We start from the raw sequence: 17,276 nt of genomic DNA on the forward strand, positions 1-17,276 counted from the left end.
TGGCAAAGTGCCAAACCGCCGATTTGTTCCGTTTCTAGGAATCAGCGGATTAACCTCCGGTGAATGTTGCAGTCTGCTTTCGTTCATCTCACCTGTTATTTGCACCGCACAATTGGTGGGAATTTCTGTTGCATTTCCGTGAAAAAAAGTCTGATTATCGCCGCAAGGCGGTGCCCGTCACCGTTGAACAGCAGCCGTCAGCCCAAGAGAAAAAAGCGCGATGGCTACCAACAGAGAGGATCCTCATGCATATCTCCACCCGTATCTTCGCGGCAGCCTCGATCGCGGCAATGTCGCTCTTTGCCGGTTCGGCCATGGCCGATGGCGAGAAATACGTGATCGGCACCGATTCGACCTATCCGCCCTTCGAATTCGTCGATGCCAGCGGCACCATCCAGGGCTTCGACATCGATATCGCCAAGGCGCTCTGTGCCGAGATGAAAGCCGAATGCTCCTTCGTCAGCACCGATTGGGATGGCATCATCCCGGCGCTGAACGCCAAGAAGTTCGATATGATCGTCTCCTCCATGTCGATCACGCCGGAGCGCCTGAAGCTCGTCGACTTCTCCAACAAGTACTACAACACGCCTCCGGCCATCGCCGTGCCGAAGGATTCGAAGATCACTGACGTTGCCGGCCTCAAGGGCAAGGTGATCGGCGCACAGACTTCCACGACGCATGCCAACTACGCCGAGAAGCACCTCGCCGAAACCGAGCTGAAGCTCTATCCCACCGCCGACGAATACAAGCTTGACGTTTCCAGCGGCCGTGTCGATGCCGTCATCGACGACGTCGTGGTTCTCTCCGAATGGGTCAAGTCCGACGCCGGCGCCTGCTGCAAGATCCTGACGACCCTGCCGGTCGACAAGGAAATCAACGGCGAAGGCGCGGGCATCGCCATCCGCAAGGGTGATCCGCTGAAGGAAAAGCTCAACACGGCGATCGCAGCGATCCGCGCCAACGGCGAATACAAGAAGATCCAGGACAAGTACTTCGATTTCGACGTTTACGGCGAATAAGAAATTCGGTATCTGGCCGATCAAGCGAATGGCGGAAGGCTTGCTCTTCCGCCATTTTTGTTTGACAAAGGTGGCAAGATCAAAACGGCAAAAGCCGTGAGGGGAATTCTCGCATGGGCGGATTGTTTTCCGCGCTTGGCTCCTTCTGGAGCTCACTTGTGCACATTTTCGATCCGCTATGCGGACCCGTCGGCATCTTCACCTGGTTGGGTCAGTCGACGATACTTGCCTGTGGCGATACTGGCTGGGGCGACGAGATCGCCCTTGGGCTGCAGGTCACCGTATCGGTGGCGATCGTCACCCTGCCCATCGGCCTCGTCATCGGTTTCCTCGTCGCGCTCGGCCAGCAGTCGGACGAAAAGTCCCTGCGGCTGGCGGCCGGTATCTATACGACGATCTTTCGCGGCCTGCCGGAGCTTCTGACGCTCTTCATCATCTATTACGGCATGCAGATGCTCATCCAGTCTCTCCTGGAGCTTGCCGGCTATGTCGGGCCGCCTGTCGAGATCAATGCTTTCTTCGCCGGCGTCATCGCGCTGTCGGTCGTCTTTTCCGCCTATTGCTCGGAAGTACTGCTCTCGGCCTTTCGCGCCATTCCCAAGGGCCAATATGAGGCCGGAGACGCGCTGGGCCTGCATCGCGGCCGCACTCTGCGCCTCATCGTTCTGCCGCAGCTCATACGCATCGCGCTACCCGGCCTCACAAATCTCTGGATGGTGCTTCTGAAAGACACATCCTACGTCTCGATCATCAGCCTTGCCGACATCCTGCGCCAGACGAATGTCGCCGTGCGGGTGACCAAGGAACCCTTCTTTTTCTATGGCATCGCCTGCTGTCTCTATCTGGTGCTCGCCATCCTCTCCTCCTTCCTGCTCGCCTATGTCGACCGCTGGGCCAAGCGTTCGGAGGTCCGTCGATGAGCTACGCCGAAACATTGATCCCGCCGCAGCCCGCGCCGCGCCAGGTGGCGAAGCCGATGACGGCGGCACGTCTTGCCGGCTGTATCTTCGTCGCATTTTGGGGCCTGCTGGCAGCGCTGCTGATCTTCACCGTCATCAATGGCTGGGATATCGAGAAATTCACCCGCTATGGCCCCCGCTATCTGCACGGCCTCTGGGTGACGCTCAGTCTTGTAGCCATTTCCGTGGTCTGCGGTGCACTCCTGTCGCTGCCGCTTGCTATGGCGCGCTTGTCGAAAAACAAGCTGCTGAACTGGCTTTCCTATGCCTATATTTATTTCTTCCGCGGCACACCGCTGCTTGCCCAGCTCTTCCTGGTCTATTACGGCCTCGGCGTATTCCGCCCCCAGTTGGAAGCCGTCGGCCTCTGGTGGTTCTTCCGAGACGCGTGGTATTGCGGCCTGCTCGCCATGACCATCAATACCGCGGCCTACCAGGCGGAGATTCTGCGCGGCGCAATCGAAAGCGTACCGCACGGGCAGCGCGAAGCAGCGGCTGCCCTCGGAATCCATAGGAGCATCGCCTTCCGCAAGATCATCCTGCCGCAGGCCTTCATCGTGGCGCTTCGCCCCTACGGCAACGAGATCATCCTATTGATCAAAGGCTCGGCCGTGGTGGCCATCATCACAGTACTCGATCTGATGGGCGAAACGCGCTACGCCTTCTCCCGCACCTTCGACTACCAGACCTATCTCTGGGCAGCGATCTTCTATCTCACCATCGTCGAGGCGCTGCGCCATCTCTGGGCCTGGATTGAGCGTCGCCTGACGCGGCATCTGAAACGGTAAGGCATAACGCCGAAAAGTATAATCGTTTCTGGGACAGGAATTGCTCAAACCGGCCTGGCAGCACTCGCTCCGTGATGCTGCCAAGCACTTGAAAATAAAAAAGAATACTTCCCCTGCAACGTATCCGTTAAGCTTGCGTTAACCATTCGCATGTTTCCATTTCACCTAGCGCTAATAAAGCGCGAGTGGGAACGAGAAGAAGCTGAATACGATGCACAAGGACATGGAAAAGCAACTGCAGGGTTACGGTCTGACCACCGCCCAGATCCTCTACCGCTTGCCGGATCACCCTACGATCCTGCAGACTTATGTCTGGCAGGATTATGACCTCGCCCCTGATTTTCCCGAAATGCGGGGTTTTCTGAAGTTCTGGCAGGAAAAGCTCGACGGACCGTTGCATTCGGTGCGCTACGTCCACCGCAAGCTGATCTCGGCCACCGAGTGGCGGGCGCTGAAGGGCGAGTTCATCCTGCACTGATCTGAGCGCGTCAGACATGCGCTTCGCCGTGGCCGAATTCGCCTTCGTCACGGTCCGGGCGCAGCGCGAAGACGAGGATGCCGAGGTAGAAGACGACGACGCCGATGATGACGGCAAGGCCGGGAACCGGCCCGAGCACTGCGTTGTCGATGACATAGGTCCAAGACTGCGCCTGCAGCGCTGGCATGCCCTCCGTCTGTAGCTTCGGCGTCGTGATCTTCAGACACCATGCCAGAAACAGGATGAAATACATCCAGCCGTAATTACGCTTAAGCCGCCGGTGCATCGCCTCATGATAGCTGAGCAAAAAACGCGGCTTGCGCAGGCTGTTGGCGATGACCGTCGCCCATTCGCCCCGGGCCGCCGCGTCAGGCGCCAGGATCTGCGCGAAATAATTTCGTTCGATTTGCCGGATTCGGGCACGGTAGATATCAAAGAAGCGGTAGCGCCGCGCCTCGATCATCAGAAGCAGCGTCACCAGCATGATACCGAACAACAGCACGCCGTGATGCGAGGTGGGCGTCGACAACGACACCGAAAGCAGCGCCGCCACCACGGTGATCGCCCAGTTGGACGTCCGGTCGATGCGGTCGCGCCAGCTCGTCATCCGCCCGAGCTCACCGCGGTAATAGTGGCTAAGTGTATTGGTGATCTCGCCCGGCGTCGTGGGCAGCAGCAAAGGGCGCTCACCCTCTTCTTCCCTTGCCGGTCGCATCCTGTCTTGCTCCGCTTTCATGGCATTTCCTCCCGTCGTCTTCTTTTCGGTCATTCTGCGCCTGTAGCCGCGCCATTGCAAAACATCGAAAGCCGCCTTAGAGCCATGCCTGAAAACAGAAGGACATGAACCGCGATGGCAAAGAAGATCGACGAAGAAGCCCTTGCCGAGGCCTATAACCGCGCGCTGGCGCTGGAGAAATCCGGTGATGTCGACGCGGCGGTGGCGGCCTATGAGGACGTTTTGGCGATCGATCCCGAGGATCACGGCGGAGCCGCCGTGCGCATCGCCGCGATGGGCCGCGGCGAAATCCCGGTCAAGGCGCCTGACGCCTATGTCGAAACCCTGTTCGATCAGCATGCCGAGGTGTTCGAGGACGTACTCGTCGAGCAACTCGGCTATCACGTGCCGATGCTGGTGCGCCAGCGCCTGCAGGCATTGAAGCTCGGCCCGTTCAAGCGGCTGCTCGATCTCGGCTGCGGCACCGGTCTCACCGGCGGTGCGCTGCGCGACCTGTGCGAGGACATGATCGGCATCGACATATCGGAGAAGATGGTCGAGATCGCGCATGAAAAAGATCTTTACGAGACGCTATTCGTCGCCGAAGTCGAGGATTTCCTCGACGACAACGACGAGGAGGCTTTCGACCTCATCACCGCCACAGACGTGCTCCCCTATCTCGGCGCGCTCGAGCCGCTCTTCTTCGGCGCCACCGAAAACCTGACACCGGGCGGCCTGTTCATCTTCTCCTCCGAAACCCTTCCCGAAGAGACGCTTGCCGGCCGCGCCTATATGGTCGGACCGCATCAGCGCTTCGCCCATGCCGATGCCTATGTCAGGGAACGTCTGACGGCGACCGGTTTCGAACTCGTCGAGGTATCGGAGATCAACGTCCGCATGGAAGACGGTCAGCCGACACCGGGCCACCTGGTGATCGCTCGATACATCGGCTGAGAGAATAGTTGCATGACCAGCGAAGTATCTATTGCGCGGCGCTGTCTAACCTGATACTTAGTCTTTCGGTAAAGTTTTCTACCGGATAAGAAAGGTCGCCGTATGTCGCTCGTGCTCTATGGGCATCCGCTCGCCTCCTTCTGCCACAAGGTGCTGATCGCGCTTTATGAAAACACGACTCCGTTCGAAAATCGCCTCGTCGATCTGTCCGACGAGGCTTCGCGCGCCGATCTCTTCCGCTTCTGGCCAATCGGCAAGATGCCGCTGTTGAGAGACGAGGCGCGCGACAGCACCATTCCCGAAACCACGATCATCATCGAATATCTCGACCATTACTACCCCGGCCCCGTGCGCCTGCTGCCGCTGGAGATCGATCGGGCGCTGCAGGTCCGCCTCTGGGACCGCTTCTTCGACCAATATGTCCAAGTGCCGATGCAGACCCTCGTCAGCCATCGCCGGCGTCCAGAGGGCACGGCAGACGAAATAGAGATGGCCGCCTGCAAAGCGACGCTCACCACTGCCTATGTGATGATCGAAAAGCAGCTGGGCGAAAGCCCTTGGATAACAGGCGATGCCTTCACTATGGCCGATTGCGCTGCAGCCCCGGCCCTCTTCTATGCCGAGACGCTGGTTCCGTTCTCACAGGAGCAGCCGAGACTTGGCGCCTATTACAACAGGCTGCTGGCGCGCCCGTCCTTCGCCAGGGCGCTGGAAGAGGCCCGCCCTTATTTCAAGTTCTATCCCTATCAGGACAGGCTGCCCGCCCGCTTTCGGGATGCGGCGGAATGATCGAAAACCAAGCGGATCTCGACCGCATGTTCCACGCGCTTTCCGACCGCAGCCGCCGCGGGATGATCGACCGCCTCGGTCGCGGCCCGGCCTCGGTCACCGAACTGGCCGCACCGCTCGCCGTCGCCCTGCCGACGGTGATGAAACATCTGCAGGTGCTGGAGGAGAGCGGGCTCGTGCTGTCCGAAAAATCCGGCCGGGTGCGAACCTACCGCCTGCAGCAGGATGCGCTCGCCGCTGTCGAGCGCTGGGTGGAACAGCGAAAGACCCGCTGGAACGCCGCCTTTGACAGGCTGGATCAATTTCTCGCCGATGAGCCGGAGACCCTCCCCGAATGACGACACGCTCTGCCGAACATACCACCTTCGTCATCGAGCGCCGCCTGAAGGCGCCCGTCGCCCGGGTCTTTCGCGCCTGGTCGACGCCGGAGTCGAAGCGGCAATGGTTTGCCTGCCACGGCGAATGGGTGCCGCTGGAATATGCGCTCGATTTCAGGCCGGGCGGCACAGAGAGGAACTATACCGCCGACACCGATGGGCTTCTGCACGCCTTTGACGCCCACTACATCGATATCGTGCCGGATACCCGCATCATCTATGCCTATGAGATGAAGCTCGGCCAAACCCGCATCTCAGCCTCGCTCGTCACCGTCGCCTTCAACGTCGAACCCAGCGGCACCAGAATGGTCTTCACCGAGCAAGTGGTTTTCCTCGACGGCTACGCCGACAACGGCGCTCGCCTTCAGGGCACTGAGATCGGCCTCGACAATCTCGAGCTCTTTCTCGAACGCAAGGCAAGCCCAATTCACTAACGCGGCCGATGACCCGTCACGCGCTGCTTGATTTCTTCCGCGAGCCGGCCGCGCGCACCGACGTATTCAGCGCTGCCGCGGCTCGAATGAGCGCCTTCAGCGCCTCCTCGTCGATCTCGTCGCCTTCATGAAAGTCGATGGCACGCCGGGTATTCCCGTCGAGGCTGGAGTTGAAAAGCCCGTTCGGATCCTCAAGCGACGCTCCTTTGGCGAAGGTAAGCTTGACCACGCTCTTATAGGTCTCGCCGGTGCAGATGATGCCGGCGCGCTCCCACACAGGAACCCCTCGCCACTTCCATTCCTCGACCACCTCGGGTTCGGCTTGCTTGATGAGTGCCCGGACCCGCGCGAGCATGTCGCCGCGCCAATCCTTGAGCTCCTCGATCCTCGCATCAATCAGTTGAGAGGGAGAGGCTTGCCCGTTCCCTTCCTTGGAATCGGTCTTCTTCATGCTTGCCGTCGCCTTCTTCATCTTTGTCGTTCTCCCGTCGCCGCGCATCAAAACCTCACATCCGTTCGCCGGGCAACCGGCTCGCCTGCTCTACCCACGAGGCGATCTGCGCCTCGTCGAAGGGATCGTCCTCGCGGATATCGAGGTAACGCACCTCTTTCTGCTTGGACTCGCCCGGCGGCAGAGGATGCAGCGACGCGCCCTTGAAGAAGGCCACCTTGATATAGCTGGCGTAGCAATGGACGCCGAGGAACCAACCCTGCCCTTCCATGCCGTAAAAGGGCGAGTTCCACTTGACCGCCTTGCAGACGCCGGGCACGGTTCTGGTGATCAGCGCATCGAGGCGACGCCCGATCTCACTTTTCCAGTCCGGCATGGCGGCGATGTAGGCTTGCACGGGCGCATCGCCGTAACCCTTGGGGATTTGCGGGTTGCCGCCCGACAGAAGCTTCGGCGCCGCCCCCGCCGGTTTGGCGGTCTTTTTCGTGACCTTCTGCGCGCCTTTCGACGTTCTGCCCGCCATAGATTTCCTCCTAACCGCCGATGCCTCCCACCTCGCGCCGTGTCGCGGCATATGGCAGCACGAACAAGGTGAGACCGGTAACGAGAAGCAGCCCGAGCGGCAGCAGGGCCAAGAGCCCAATCCAGACCGCCGACTCCTCCTGCACCATGGCGATGATATTGGCGATGGCGACCAGCGTAAAGGCAATGGACAGCCAACGGTGGACCTGCCGAAACCAGTTGTTCAAGTTCAATGAAGCCTCCTCGAAATGAGCCCAACCGGCCGCCCGCTCGGCGATGGATCAGTCAACCCGCGCCAACACCTGCTCCAGTTTGTCGAAGAATTGCGGCCACCCGCTCCTGGCGCCGCCATAGGCCTGCCGCTGATCCGCCCGGAAACCCGACTGCTCCATGCGCAGATGGGTACCCGCGCCCGTGGACGTGAGCGTCCAGGTCACGACGGTTTCGAGGCCATAGGCGCCCCAGCTGTAAGCGAGGGTCTTGTGGGGCTCGACTTCCAGAACGCGGCAGTCGACCGCACCCCAATCGGCGTTGAAGTTAAAGCGATGGTCGACGACCGGCTTGAAGTCGCTTTTCATCAACCACTCCTGGATCAGGTGCGGCTGGGTCAGCGCCCGCCAGATCTTTTCCGCCGGAAAAGGCATCTCCCGCTCGATGACGACGGAACGTGTTTCGGTCGATATGTCTGTCATTGATCCATCCTCTTCAACAAATCTTCGAGGGCATTGAAGCGGCTTTGCCAGAAGCCGGCCATCTCGCTCGTCCAGTCGATGAGCGGCGCAAGCGCGCCGAGCTGCGCGCTATAATGCGTCTGCCGCCCCTGATGACGGTCGCGCACCAGGCCGGCTTGCTTCAGCACCCCGAGATGTTTCGAAACGACCGGCTGTGAGACCCCGGCCTGCGCCGTCAACGCTCCGACCGTCTTCTCCCCTTCCCGGCACAGCCGCTCGAAAAGCGCGCGCCGGGTAGGATCCGCAAGCGTCCTGAAGAGCACGTCCTGAGCGTTCGACATTGAAGACCCATACCTATAAAGCTATGAATAAACCTATAGCCATTGAGATGTACGTATGTCAAGCGACGAACAGAAAGCGACAGATCGATCGGAAAAATCTGTAGCCGACCCGCCCGCGGATACGATAATCGAAAAGACCATGAACACGCAGCATAGCCCATCGGCTATACATAACATGAGCCGCTGGCCTCGAGGACAACCAACAGGCAAAGAAACGCCGGAAGCCGCAGACGGCTTAAATGCCGGCGCATGCCGAAGATCACCACCTCTCGCCTGCCTCGCTACTTCTCTCGACGTTCGGCAGCCAATTGCTCGCGAATGAAGCCGGGCCCGCCGGCAAGACGTTTCGCAAGCAGGCTCGCCGGATCGACCATGCGCCAATATGGCGTCACTGTCGAAAGCGGTTCGCCCTTCTCCAGCGCGCCGAAGGATAATTCGGCGATCGCACGCAAATGCCGCTGCACCGTCACCGGACAGCAGGCATCCGCTCCGTACTGGGCCGCGAGCCGGCGGCGCAGGACGCCGGCCTCAGTAAGAACACCTTCAGGCGCCAATCGAATCTGCTCTTCGATCATCTGCCGCGACGGAATAAGCATCGCCTGGGTGCCGCTGCGGCCCTTGCGACGTGGCTCGATCGTTGGAATTTCGTTCATGTCATCCCTCGGCAAACGTTATTCGTCGTTCCCATCTAGGGCTCGACTGAATGGCGACCAGCCTCACATGCGCCAACCGGAAGGAAGTCCCTCTTCACGGCTTTTCTGCTTGCGCCGTTTCGGTTAATCCTCAGGGCCTCTCACTCAGGAAAAGGATAGGACATATGGCAAAAGTCGCGTTCATCGGTCTCGGCGTCATGGGCTTCCCCATGGCTGGTCATCTGAAGACGAAGGGCGGCCATGATGTCACCGTCTACAACCGTACCGCCGAAAAAGCCGTGGCATGGGCCGAGAAATTCTCCGGCAAATCCGCCCGCACTCCGGCCGAGGCGGCGGAAGGTGCCGATTTCGTCTTCGTCTGCGTCGGCAATGATGAAGATCTCCGGTCGGTGACCTCGGGCGAGAACGGCGCCCTGCACGGCATGAAGCCGGGTTCGGTGCTGATCGACAACACCACAGCCAGCGCCGAGGTTGCTCGCGAACTCTATGCCGCGGCAAAGGAAAGAGGCGTCGACTTTATCGACGCTCCGGTCTCCGGCGGCCAGGCCGGTGCCGAAAACGGCGTTCTGACCGTCATGTGCGGCGGCGACGAAGCGGTCTTCGAGCGCGCTAGGCCCGTCATCGAAAGCTATGCCCGCATGGTCGGCCTGATGGGACCGGCAGGCTCCGGGCAGTTGACCAAGATGATCAACCAGATTTGCATCGCCGGCCTCGTCCAGGGGCTTGCCGAAGGGCTGCATTTCGGCAAGCGCGCCGGGCTCGACATTGAAAAAGTCGTTGAAGTGATTTCCAAGGGTGCGGCGGGTTCCTGGCAAATGGAAAACCGCCATAAGACCATGAATGCCGGCAAATATGATTTCGGCTTCGCAGTCGACTGGATGCGGAAAGATCTTGGCATCGTGCTCGCCGAAGCCCGCAGCAACGGCGCCAAGCTGCCGGTCACCGCCCTCGTCGACCAGTTCTACGGCGACGTGCAGGCAATGGGCGGCAATCGCTGGGACACCTCCTCGCTGCTCGCCCGGCTTGAGAAATGATCGGTCCCTCCTCCGATCCGGCTGAATTGATCGCGCATCTCGAAACGCTGCGCTCGGAGGAGAATGCCGCCGGAATGGCGCGATTCGGCATCGTCACCGACCGCGCCCTCGGAATTTCCAATCCTGATATCAGGGCAGTCGCCAGATTGGCGAAGAGGAATCACCTCAGGGCAATGCAGCTCTGGCGAAGCAATATCCGCGAGGCTCGACTGCTCGCTCTCTATACCGCCGAGCCGAAGCGGCTGACGCCAGAAGAGGCAAGAACCTGGGCTCATGATTTCGACTCCTGGGAAATAGTCGACTGCGCCGCCGATCTCTTCGTCGAGGCGGGCCTGGACGAGCTCATTCCGGATTTCGCTGCCGAAGAGCGCGAATTTGTCCGTCGCGCCGCTTTTGCAATGATCGCTGGCGCCGCCGTCCATCGAAAGGGCGAGATCGACATGGCCATCCTTTCCTGGCTGCCGCTGATCGAGGCGCATTCCGGCGATTCCCGCAACTTCGTTCGCAAGGCGGTCAATTGGGCACTGCGCAGCATCGGCAAGCGCAATCGCACCTGCCATGGGCCGGCGCTGGGGTTGGCGAAGCTGCTGGCTGAACGTCCAGATAAAACCGCCCGCTGGATCGGCAGGGATGCGGTCAGGGAACTGAGCGGTGAAAAGCTGTTGGCGCGGCTGAAATAGCGCGATGCGTCCAAGGCTGAGGACTTCGCCTCGTCGTTAATGGGGCCTGGATTTTTCCACCAGAAAATCGATCAGCACTCTGGCTGCCGGCGGCATGCCCTCGGCCGTCGTGAAGACGATATAAGACTGGCTTTCTTCCGACTGCCATTCCGGCAGCACCCGCACCAGCCTGCCGGCCTGCAGATCCGCCTCGCACGCGCTTTCGAGCAGAAGCCCGAAGCCGAGGCCGGCGCGGGCTGCATCGAGAATGGCGGTCATGCTGCGGCAGGTCAGCCTCGGCTGATGCCGGACTACCCGTTTGTCGTCATTCGGACCGATGAGTTCTCAAGTATGGAACGACACCGACGGGGTCATCGCCAGCGTCGGAAGATCGGCGAGTTCGTCGACGCAATTTAAACCGCCGATGCGTTCGAATGAGCGACGGACTTGCGACCAGGATTCGCCGCGCCCTGTCGAGCTTGCGCATCGTCAGGCTCGTCTGTGTCTCCGGCTCGTTGGTCGCCCTCACCTCAAGATCGATCCGTTCGTTGATGAGGTCGGCGCGGCGGTCGGAGCCGATAATCTGTAGCTTGATCTTCGGATAGCGTTCGAGGAATTCAGGCAGTATGCCTCCGACGGAAATGTCGACCAGACCAAGCGGGCAACCCATCTGCACCACACCCTGAAGGTCGGATTGGGCCTCGGTGACGATCGATTTGGCGCGATCGGCCTCCTGCAGAATGGTCTGGCATCTTTCGTAAAAAGCTTGACCGATCTCTGTCACCAGGAAGTGACGGGTCGAACGCTCTATCAGCCGCCCGCAAGCCCGTCCCTCGATGCGACTGACCCGCCATTTTCAGATTGCTTCTGGCAGAAGCAAAACCACCGCTGGAAACGACGGCTGCAAAATATAAAAGTTGCTGAGATCGTCCATGCGAACAGCTATCCGAGAGTATGAATGAATGCCGCCCCGAAAGGGTTGTATCCTCTCTCCAGCAAAGCTGTAATCACATTGTCGGCATTGGATTCTTCTTTCCACGAACCGTCGCGGCAACGCCAACCAATGCCCAATGTCAACCCAAACTCTCTTGAGAATAAGAATGGCCTCAAACAAGGCCTGCAGGATGCCGACGTGCGATACACAACATGCCGGTTCGGCTTACCTGGATAGTGCTCCGAAAATGCAGCCACAAGAGCGCGTGTAAAAAACACTGCAAGGACGGTCCGGCAGGGAAGACCGGACCCGTCCCCGTAGCTGATCGGAGGTCACTCGGATCAGAAACTGATTTGAAGCGTCCCCGGCCCGAAGACCGGGGATACTCACCAAGTGGATTAGAACGAACGCTGCAGGCGGAAGTAGCCCGAGGTGGAGTCGTCGGCGTCTTCCGGATCGAGGTACTGAACCGAAGCCTTGGCGTAGAAGTTGTCAACGATCTGGTAATCAACCGTCAGACCAACCTTCCAGGCATCACCACCGCTGAAGTCGTCGCCGGAGACATAGTAGTCGCCGTAGTACTGGACACCAGGAGTGATCTTGAGCTTGTCGGTTGCCTTGATTGCGTATTCGGCAGCGACAGCCCATTCAGCTGCGGAGTAGTAGGAGTTCGGGCCGGAAGAATATACGGCTGCGAGGCCGAGCGTGCCGGGACCGATGTCAACCGTACCCATTGCACGGATAGCACCGTCTTCGTTGTCGAAGTCCCAGCCGCCGGTGAGCTGATAGCTGAAGGCACCAGCCTTGCCGCCGAGACCGAAGGCAACGCCTACGTTGTTCGGGCCTTCGCCAGACTTGTAGAAGCCGTCTTCCAGTTCGTCGACGCTGAGACCAGCGTAGAAGTCGCCGCTTTCGTACTGATAGCGGATGGAGTTGTGCAGCGTTACGATAGAGCCGATGTCGTCGGTTTCACCCGAGAGACCATCGTCCCACCAGCTGTAGAACAGACCAGCGCGGAAGCCCGCGATGTCGAGGTAAGCGGAGTCGAGGATGGCGTCCTGGTCGGTGGCATTGTCAGCATTGAACTGCATGACGATGACGCCAGTCAGCGGACCATACTCGGTGTCGCTCTTGGCCGTGAACTGAACCTGGCCGCGGGTAACTGCATCCCAATCAGAGTCGTTATCACCACCCGGCTGGTCGCCAACGTTGACCTGGAAACGGATGTAGCCTTCGATCTTGAGGCAGGTTTCGGTCCCGGGGATGTAGAAGTAGCCGGTGCCGTAAGCGTCGCAGACGCGAACATATTCAACCGGTTCCGGCTCAGCAGCAACGATAGCGTCAGCTGCAAGAACCGGCGTCGATGCAGCAAATGCTGCTGCTGATGCGAGCAAAACCATTCTGATGTTCATTTACCAATCCATTCCTTTGTCGATCGGGGCTGACGTCTCGTCGGGTAGTCAATTTGAAGCCGGCCCAGTTTGAACAGCCATCTCGGCGTGCGGATCGATCGAACCGCCGAACCGTCATCACACAGAAGGCGCATTCAAGCAATTCTCGATATATCTGAGAGGGGTTCGCTGGAGCAACTTTCGCCAGCAACGTGATTTTTATACAACAATTCAAATAATTAGATGGCAAACGCACAAAACGGCCTCGCAATGGAAATCTCCATTGCAAGCCGCAAACGCTATGCCGCATTCTCAAATCTCCACCGCTCGACCCAGCCGAACACAATGGTGAAGCACATAAACTCTACCGCCAACTAATGAACCTATACAAGGTAGCGGTGTAGAACATGGTGTTCTGATTTCGATACCAATGAGTCAAAATGATGACAGGATGCTCATTGATGCCACACATCATAGCCGTGCAATCGTTACCAGGCTATATATTTTTCTAGCATTTTGGTGAAACTGAAGCGTTTTTTCGCGATTTTTCCGGCTTTCTTTTGCAGCTAGAGCCACATTCTTCGAAAGCCGCTTCCAGGCGCCGCATTCCTGCGTGCGGGCGAATCGCCTCAGAGACCCGGGTTCCGGGGCGAATCCCACGCGGTATATGCGACTGCCGGCCAGCGGTCCGTCGCAACCTATTGGCGTTTTCAATCTTCGTTGGATTTGGCGTTCTCAAGAATCATGTAGTCGAGCGGCAGTTGCGTCGAATACTTGATCTGCTCCATCGCAAAGGCGGAGGAGACGTCGCGAATCTCGATCTTGGCGATCATTCGCTTGTAGAAAGCGTCGTAAGCGGCGATATCGGGCACGACGACTCGCAGGAGATAGTCGACATCGCCGCTCATTCGATAGAATTCGACCACTTCGGGGAATTCGGCGACCACCTCGGAAAAGCGGCGCAGCCACTCGATCGAATGAGTCGCCGTGCGAATCGACACGAAAACCGTGACCTTGGTGTTGACCTTCTCTGGATCGAGGATGGCGACCCGACGCTTGATGACGCCATCTTCCTCCATTTTCTGGATCCGCCGCCAGCATGGCGTCGTCGAAAGCCCCACCTTCTTGGCGAGGTCGGCAACAGCAAGGGTCGAATCTTCTTGCAGCAGACGCAGTATTTTTCGGTCGAGGCGGTCCATGCGCACGTCAGTCCTTTCGAATTATTTTCTTTGTATAACCCGATTCCGCGCAAGGAAAAGAATTTTGTTTCAGGAAAGCAGCATTTTCACCCGCTCCTGCAACACAGGAAGCAATTCTTGCTCGAACCAGGAATTGCGTTTCAGCCAGCCGCTGTTGCGCCAGCTCGGATGCGGCAGCGGCAGCACAGCGGGCGACCGGCCGGACACGAGGCTGTCACGCCAAGCCCGCACGGTCTCCGTCATATTCCCTCGTCTCTCGTCAGCCATATGCCAAGCCTGCGCATATTGGCCGATGACCAGCACCAGCTCGATCTGCGGCATTGCCGCGATCACCCTTTGCCGCCAGACCGGAGCGCATTCACGGCGCGGCGGCAGGTCAGCGCCCTTGTCGTCGTAGCCAGGAAAGCAGAAGCCCATCGGCACGATGGCGAAGCGGCTGCGGTCGTAAAAGCTTGCTCTGTCGACGCCGAGCCATGACCGCAGCCGGTCGCCCGATGCATCGTCAAACGGCAGACCGCTCTCATGCACTCGAAGGCCGGGCGCCTGCCCCGCGATCAGGATGCGTGCACGCGAAGAGATCACCGCCACCGGCCGCGGGTCGTGCGGCAGCCGGTGCTGAGGTCCGCTTGCCGGGGCGTCCCGACAGACGCGACAGGCGGCAATTTCCCGCCGCAGAGTTTCCAGCTTGGCTTCATCGCTCATCACCTTATTCCCATCCGACGATCCGCCTGAGGAAGCGCAGCGCGTCGCCGTAACCGGATTCGTGACGGGCATGATCGCGCACATCGCGCGGCCGCTCGAAAGTCCCGGCCCACAGCCCCGCCTTCGCTCCCCTCGCCTCTGCCTCCTCCTTGCCGTAGCCACCATAGGAAACGGCCATGCCTCGGCGCACCATGCTGGCATTGATGTCGCCGTCCGTCCCGCTTCGGCAGACGACAAGCAGCCTATCGTAGCGGTCGCGCCGATCGCCCTGGCAAAGCGTTTCCGACGCCAGAACCATCTCCTGCAACACCTCCCGCGCCACGCGCCCGCAAGCCCAGGCCTTTCCCGCCCGTTCACAGCTTTGGTTGAGCTCCGGCGCGTCAATGCCTTCGAGGCGGAAGCGCTCCCCGCCCAATGTCAGACTGTCGCCATCGGCAGCATGAAAGGCGCCTGCACGCTTGATTGTTGCTCGATCGTTGATCTTGGCGGCAATCAGCGCCAGGAGCACCAGCAGGGCAAAAGCGGTCACGCCGTCACGAATCAGGCGCAGGCCACGTGTCACGCTTTCGCCTCCTTAAAAAACAAATCCTTGGCAAAGATGGCAAACATCTTCTTAAGAATTGCCGGTTAAGCTCTTATCCACCCAGGGGTGAAGTTTCAACGTGCACATGAGTACCGGCGTAAGCACATCGACCGACAAGATTATCGTCGACAGGTCGCGCAGCCACCGCAACAAGGCCGTTTCCAAGGCTGTGCGGCAGACGCGCGAGCGCCTGCAGTCCGGTCATGCGTCCAATTCCGCCTTCGACCGTGACGTACTCAAGATGTATATAGCGTCGATGATGCAGGGCGCGACGATCATGCCGCTCTTCGTCGTCATCATCACCGCCCTCGGCGTCTATTTCACTCAAGATAGCCAATTGCTCTTCTGGGCGCTGCTGACGCACACCTGTCACACTGGCAACATCCTGCTCGCCCGGCGCGCGCGCCGACAGGAGATCACCTCCGAGAGCGCCCGCAAATGGCGCCGCCTGCTGCTCGCCGGCCAATTCCTGGTCGGCTGCTGCTGGGCCGTCTTTGCGCTGCAGGGGTGCGACACCTGCGAGCCGTCGAGCTTCATTCTCTACAAGGGCGCAACATTGCTGATTGCGCTTTCCGTCACCGCGATGTCGAACTTCATGCTGACGCCAGCCGTGCTGGTGGCCTTCGCGCCGACGGTCCTGGCGCTTGGCGCCAAGAGCGGCTTGTCACGCGACCTCCTCGAAATCAGCCTGACCGGGCTCTTCACCACCACGCTCGTCTTCTTCAACTATATCAGCGACCGGCTCTTCAAATCGAACCTCAGGATCCTCTCCTACCAGTCGGAGAAGGACGACCTGATCGCCGAGCTGGAAGTGGCGAAATCGATGTCTGATGAGGCGCGCCGCCGCGCCGAAGAGGCAAACCTCGCCAAGTCCCGCTTCCTTGCCTCCATGTCGCACGAACTCAGGACCCCGCTCAATGCCATTCTCGGCTTCTCCGAGGTGATGTCGGCCGAAGTGATGGGACCGCTCGCCAATCCGACCTACAAGGAATATGCCGGCGATATCCATCGCTCCGGCCAGCATCTGCTCGATCTCATCAACGAAATCCTCGACCTGTCCCGTATCGAGGCCGGCAAATACGAACTAAGCGAGGAAGCGATCTCGCTGCTCGATATCACCGAGGATTGCATAGGCATGGTGCAGCTGCGCGCCCGCGCCAAGAACATTGCCATTTCGGATCAATTCGAACGGCAGTTGCCGGCTATCTGGGCCGACGAGAAGTCGATGCGCCAGGTGGTGCTCAACCTCCTCTCCAATGCCGTCAAATTCACGCCGCAGGGAGGAGAAATCCACGTCAAGGTCGGCTGGACGGCCGGCGGCGGACAATACATCTCGATCAAGGACAACGGCCCCGGCATTCCGGAAGAAGAGATTCCCGTCGTCCTCTCGGCGTTCGGCCAGGGTTCGATCGCCATCAAGAGCGCCGAACAGGGCACCGGCCTCGGCCTGCCGATCGTCCAGGCGATCCTCGCCAAGCATGACGGACAGTTCCTGCTGAAATCGAAGCTGCGTGAAGGCACGGAGGTTATCGCCATCCTGCCGGCCAAGCGCGTCCTCCAGAGCCTGCCCGCCGTCGAAGAGGCTCAGGCCGTCGCGCGCAAGCGCAAGAGTTTTGCCTGATT

The 17,276-nt window shown here is 59.6% G+C and carries 22 protein-coding genes and 1 pseudogene; 11 read left to right on the forward strand and 12 right to left on the reverse strand.

Features of this window, described 5'->3' with window-relative positions:
- Nucleotides 1-245: 245 nt before the first annotated feature.
- The 4 genes from NMA58_RS11150 to NMA58_RS11165 all read left to right on the forward strand — a co-directional run bounded on the left by NMA58_RS11150 (nt 246) and on the right by NMA58_RS11165 (nt 3,244).
- Nucleotides 246-1,019, forward strand: a complete 774-nt coding sequence (locus tag NMA58_RS11150) for a transporter substrate-binding domain-containing protein (RefSeq protein ID WP_434713353.1) — start codon at nt 246-248, stop codon at nt 1,017-1,019.
- Nucleotides 1,020-1,132: 113 nt separating this feature from the next.
- Nucleotides 1,133-1,939, forward strand: coding sequence for an ABC transporter permease (locus NMA58_RS11155; RefSeq protein WP_183706531.1), 807 nt, complete (start codon nt 1,133-1,135; stop codon nt 1,937-1,939).
- Nucleotides 1,936-2,766, forward strand: a complete 831-nt coding sequence (locus NMA58_RS11160) for an ABC transporter permease (protein ID WP_430959056.1) — start codon at nt 1,936-1,938, stop codon at nt 2,764-2,766. Before NMA58_RS11155 ends, NMA58_RS11160 begins: the two co-directional genes overlap by 4 nt.
- Before the next feature lie 211 nt (nt 2,767-2,977).
- Nucleotides 2,978-3,244, forward strand: a complete 267-nt coding sequence (locus tag NMA58_RS11165) for an usg protein (RefSeq protein WP_085778420.1) — start codon at nt 2,978-2,980, stop codon at nt 3,242-3,244.
- Nucleotides 3,245-3,254: 10 nt separating this feature from the next.
- On the opposite strand, the gene NMA58_RS11170 is transcribed toward NMA58_RS11165, so the two are convergent.
- A complete protein-coding gene (locus NMA58_RS11170) occupies nt 3,255-3,980 on the reverse strand; it encodes a DUF2270 domain-containing protein (RefSeq protein WP_097601458.1) in 726 nt (241 codons plus the stop codon).
- 114 nt (nt 3,981-4,094) lie between these two features.
- On the opposite strand from NMA58_RS11170, the gene NMA58_RS11175 reads away from it, so the two are divergent.
- From NMA58_RS11175 to NMA58_RS11190, 4 genes are all read left to right on the forward strand, one after another.
- Nucleotides 4,095-4,913, forward strand: a complete 819-nt coding sequence (locus NMA58_RS11175) for a methyltransferase domain-containing protein (protein WP_434713354.1) — start codon at nt 4,095-4,097, stop codon at nt 4,911-4,913.
- Between the two features lie 102 nt (nt 4,914-5,015).
- A complete protein-coding gene (locus tag NMA58_RS11180; protein ID WP_434713355.1) occupies nt 5,016-5,702 on the forward strand; it encodes a glutathione S-transferase family protein in 687 nt (228 codons plus the stop codon).
- Complete coding sequence (locus tag NMA58_RS11185) at nt 5,699-6,040, forward strand: ArsR/SmtB family transcription factor (protein ID WP_434713356.1); 342 nt, start codon at nt 5,699-5,701, stop codon at nt 6,038-6,040. Before NMA58_RS11180 ends, NMA58_RS11185 begins: the two co-directional genes overlap by 4 nt.
- Nucleotides 6,037-6,513 (forward strand): SRPBCC family protein, encoded by a 477-nt coding sequence (locus tag NMA58_RS11190; protein WP_097601455.1) that lies wholly within the window; start codon nt 6,037-6,039, stop codon nt 6,511-6,513. Before NMA58_RS11185 ends, NMA58_RS11190 begins: the two co-directional genes overlap by 4 nt.
- A 16-nt stretch (nt 6,514-6,529) precedes the next feature.
- Here NMA58_RS11190 and NMA58_RS11195 read toward each other — a convergent pair whose 3' ends face one another.
- From NMA58_RS11195 to NMA58_RS11220, 6 genes are all read right to left on the reverse strand, one after another.
- Nucleotides 6,530-6,985, reverse strand: a complete 456-nt coding sequence (locus NMA58_RS11195) for a DUF1801 domain-containing protein (RefSeq protein ID WP_434713357.1) — start codon at nt 6,983-6,985, stop codon at nt 6,530-6,532.
- A 34-nt stretch (nt 6,986-7,019) separates the two neighbouring features.
- A complete protein-coding gene (locus NMA58_RS11200) occupies nt 7,020-7,487 on the reverse strand; it encodes a DUF1801 domain-containing protein (protein WP_434713358.1) in 468 nt (155 codons plus the stop codon).
- A gap of 10 nt (nt 7,488-7,497) precedes the next feature.
- Nucleotides 7,498-7,719, reverse strand: a complete 222-nt coding sequence (locus NMA58_RS11205) for a hypothetical protein (RefSeq protein ID WP_434713359.1) — start codon at nt 7,717-7,719, stop codon at nt 7,498-7,500.
- A 48-nt stretch (nt 7,720-7,767) separates the two neighbouring features.
- Complete coding sequence (locus NMA58_RS11210; RefSeq protein ID WP_434713360.1) at nt 7,768-8,178, reverse strand: SRPBCC family protein; 411 nt, start codon at nt 8,176-8,178, stop codon at nt 7,768-7,770.
- Nucleotides 8,175-8,498 (reverse strand): ArsR/SmtB family transcription factor, encoded by a 324-nt coding sequence (locus NMA58_RS11215; RefSeq protein ID WP_434713361.1) that lies wholly within the window; start codon nt 8,496-8,498, stop codon nt 8,175-8,177. The genes NMA58_RS11210 and NMA58_RS11215 overlap by 4 nt, the downstream gene beginning before the upstream one ends.
- 281 nt (nt 8,499-8,779) lie before the next feature.
- A complete protein-coding gene (locus NMA58_RS11220) occupies nt 8,780-9,151 on the reverse strand; it encodes a hypothetical protein (RefSeq protein WP_434713362.1) in 372 nt (123 codons plus the stop codon).
- 164 nt (nt 9,152-9,315) lie between these two features.
- On the opposite strand from NMA58_RS11220, the gene NMA58_RS11225 reads away from it, so the two are divergent.
- Both NMA58_RS11225 and NMA58_RS11230 read left to right on the forward strand, forming a co-directional pair.
- Nucleotides 9,316-10,185: an NAD(P)-dependent oxidoreductase gene (locus NMA58_RS11225; RefSeq protein WP_430959065.1), complete on the forward strand. Its 870-nt coding sequence runs from the start codon at nt 9,316-9,318 to the stop codon at nt 10,183-10,185.
- On the forward strand, nt 10,182-10,865 hold the full coding sequence (locus tag NMA58_RS11230; RefSeq protein ID WP_434713363.1) for a DNA alkylation repair protein: 684 nt from the start codon (nt 10,182-10,184) through the stop codon (nt 10,863-10,865). The genes NMA58_RS11225 and NMA58_RS11230 overlap by 4 nt, the downstream gene beginning before the upstream one ends.
- Nucleotides 10,866-10,901: 36 nt before the next feature.
- Here the strand turns inward: NMA58_RS11230 and NMA58_RS11235 are convergent.
- From NMA58_RS11235 to NMA58_RS11255, 5 genes and pseudogenes are all read right to left on the reverse strand, one after another.
- A pseudogene (locus NMA58_RS11235) lies at nt 10,902-11,778 on the reverse strand (LysR substrate-binding domain-containing protein).
- Nucleotides 11,779-12,176: 398 nt separating this feature from the next.
- Entirely contained in the window at nt 12,177-13,190 is a 1,014-nt protein-coding gene (locus tag NMA58_RS11240) for a porin (protein ID WP_434713364.1), read from the reverse strand.
- A 689-nt stretch (nt 13,191-13,879) separates the two neighbouring features.
- Complete coding sequence (locus tag NMA58_RS11245; RefSeq protein ID WP_004678404.1) at nt 13,880-14,368, reverse strand: Lrp/AsnC family transcriptional regulator; 489 nt, start codon at nt 14,366-14,368, stop codon at nt 13,880-13,882.
- 69 nt (nt 14,369-14,437) lie between these two features.
- The gene (locus tag NMA58_RS11250) at nt 14,438-15,070 is read right to left on the reverse strand and encodes a uracil-DNA glycosylase family protein (RefSeq protein WP_434713365.1); all 633 of its coding nucleotides are present in this window, start codon (nt 15,068-15,070) and stop codon (nt 14,438-14,440) included.
- A gap of 4 nt (nt 15,071-15,074) precedes the next feature.
- Nucleotides 15,075-15,632 carry a thermonuclease family protein gene (locus NMA58_RS11255; RefSeq protein ID WP_434713366.1) on the reverse strand — a complete coding sequence of 186 codons (558 nt, stop codon included), beginning with the start codon at nt 15,630-15,632 and terminating at the stop codon, nt 15,075-15,077.
- A 106-nt stretch (nt 15,633-15,738) separates the two neighbouring features.
- Here NMA58_RS11255 and NMA58_RS11260 point away from each other — a divergent pair, with 106 nt between their 5' ends.
- Nucleotides 15,739-17,274 carry a sensor histidine kinase gene (locus NMA58_RS11260; RefSeq protein ID WP_434713367.1) on the forward strand — a complete coding sequence of 512 codons (1,536 nt, stop codon included), beginning with the start codon at nt 15,739-15,741 and terminating at the stop codon, nt 17,272-17,274.
- Nucleotides 17,275-17,276 lie beyond the last annotated feature (2 nt).

The sequence above is a fragment of the Rhizobium sp. YTUHZ045 genome (genome assembly GCF_051124255.1).
GTDB lineage: Bacteria > Pseudomonadota > Alphaproteobacteria > Rhizobiales > Rhizobiaceae > Rhizobium.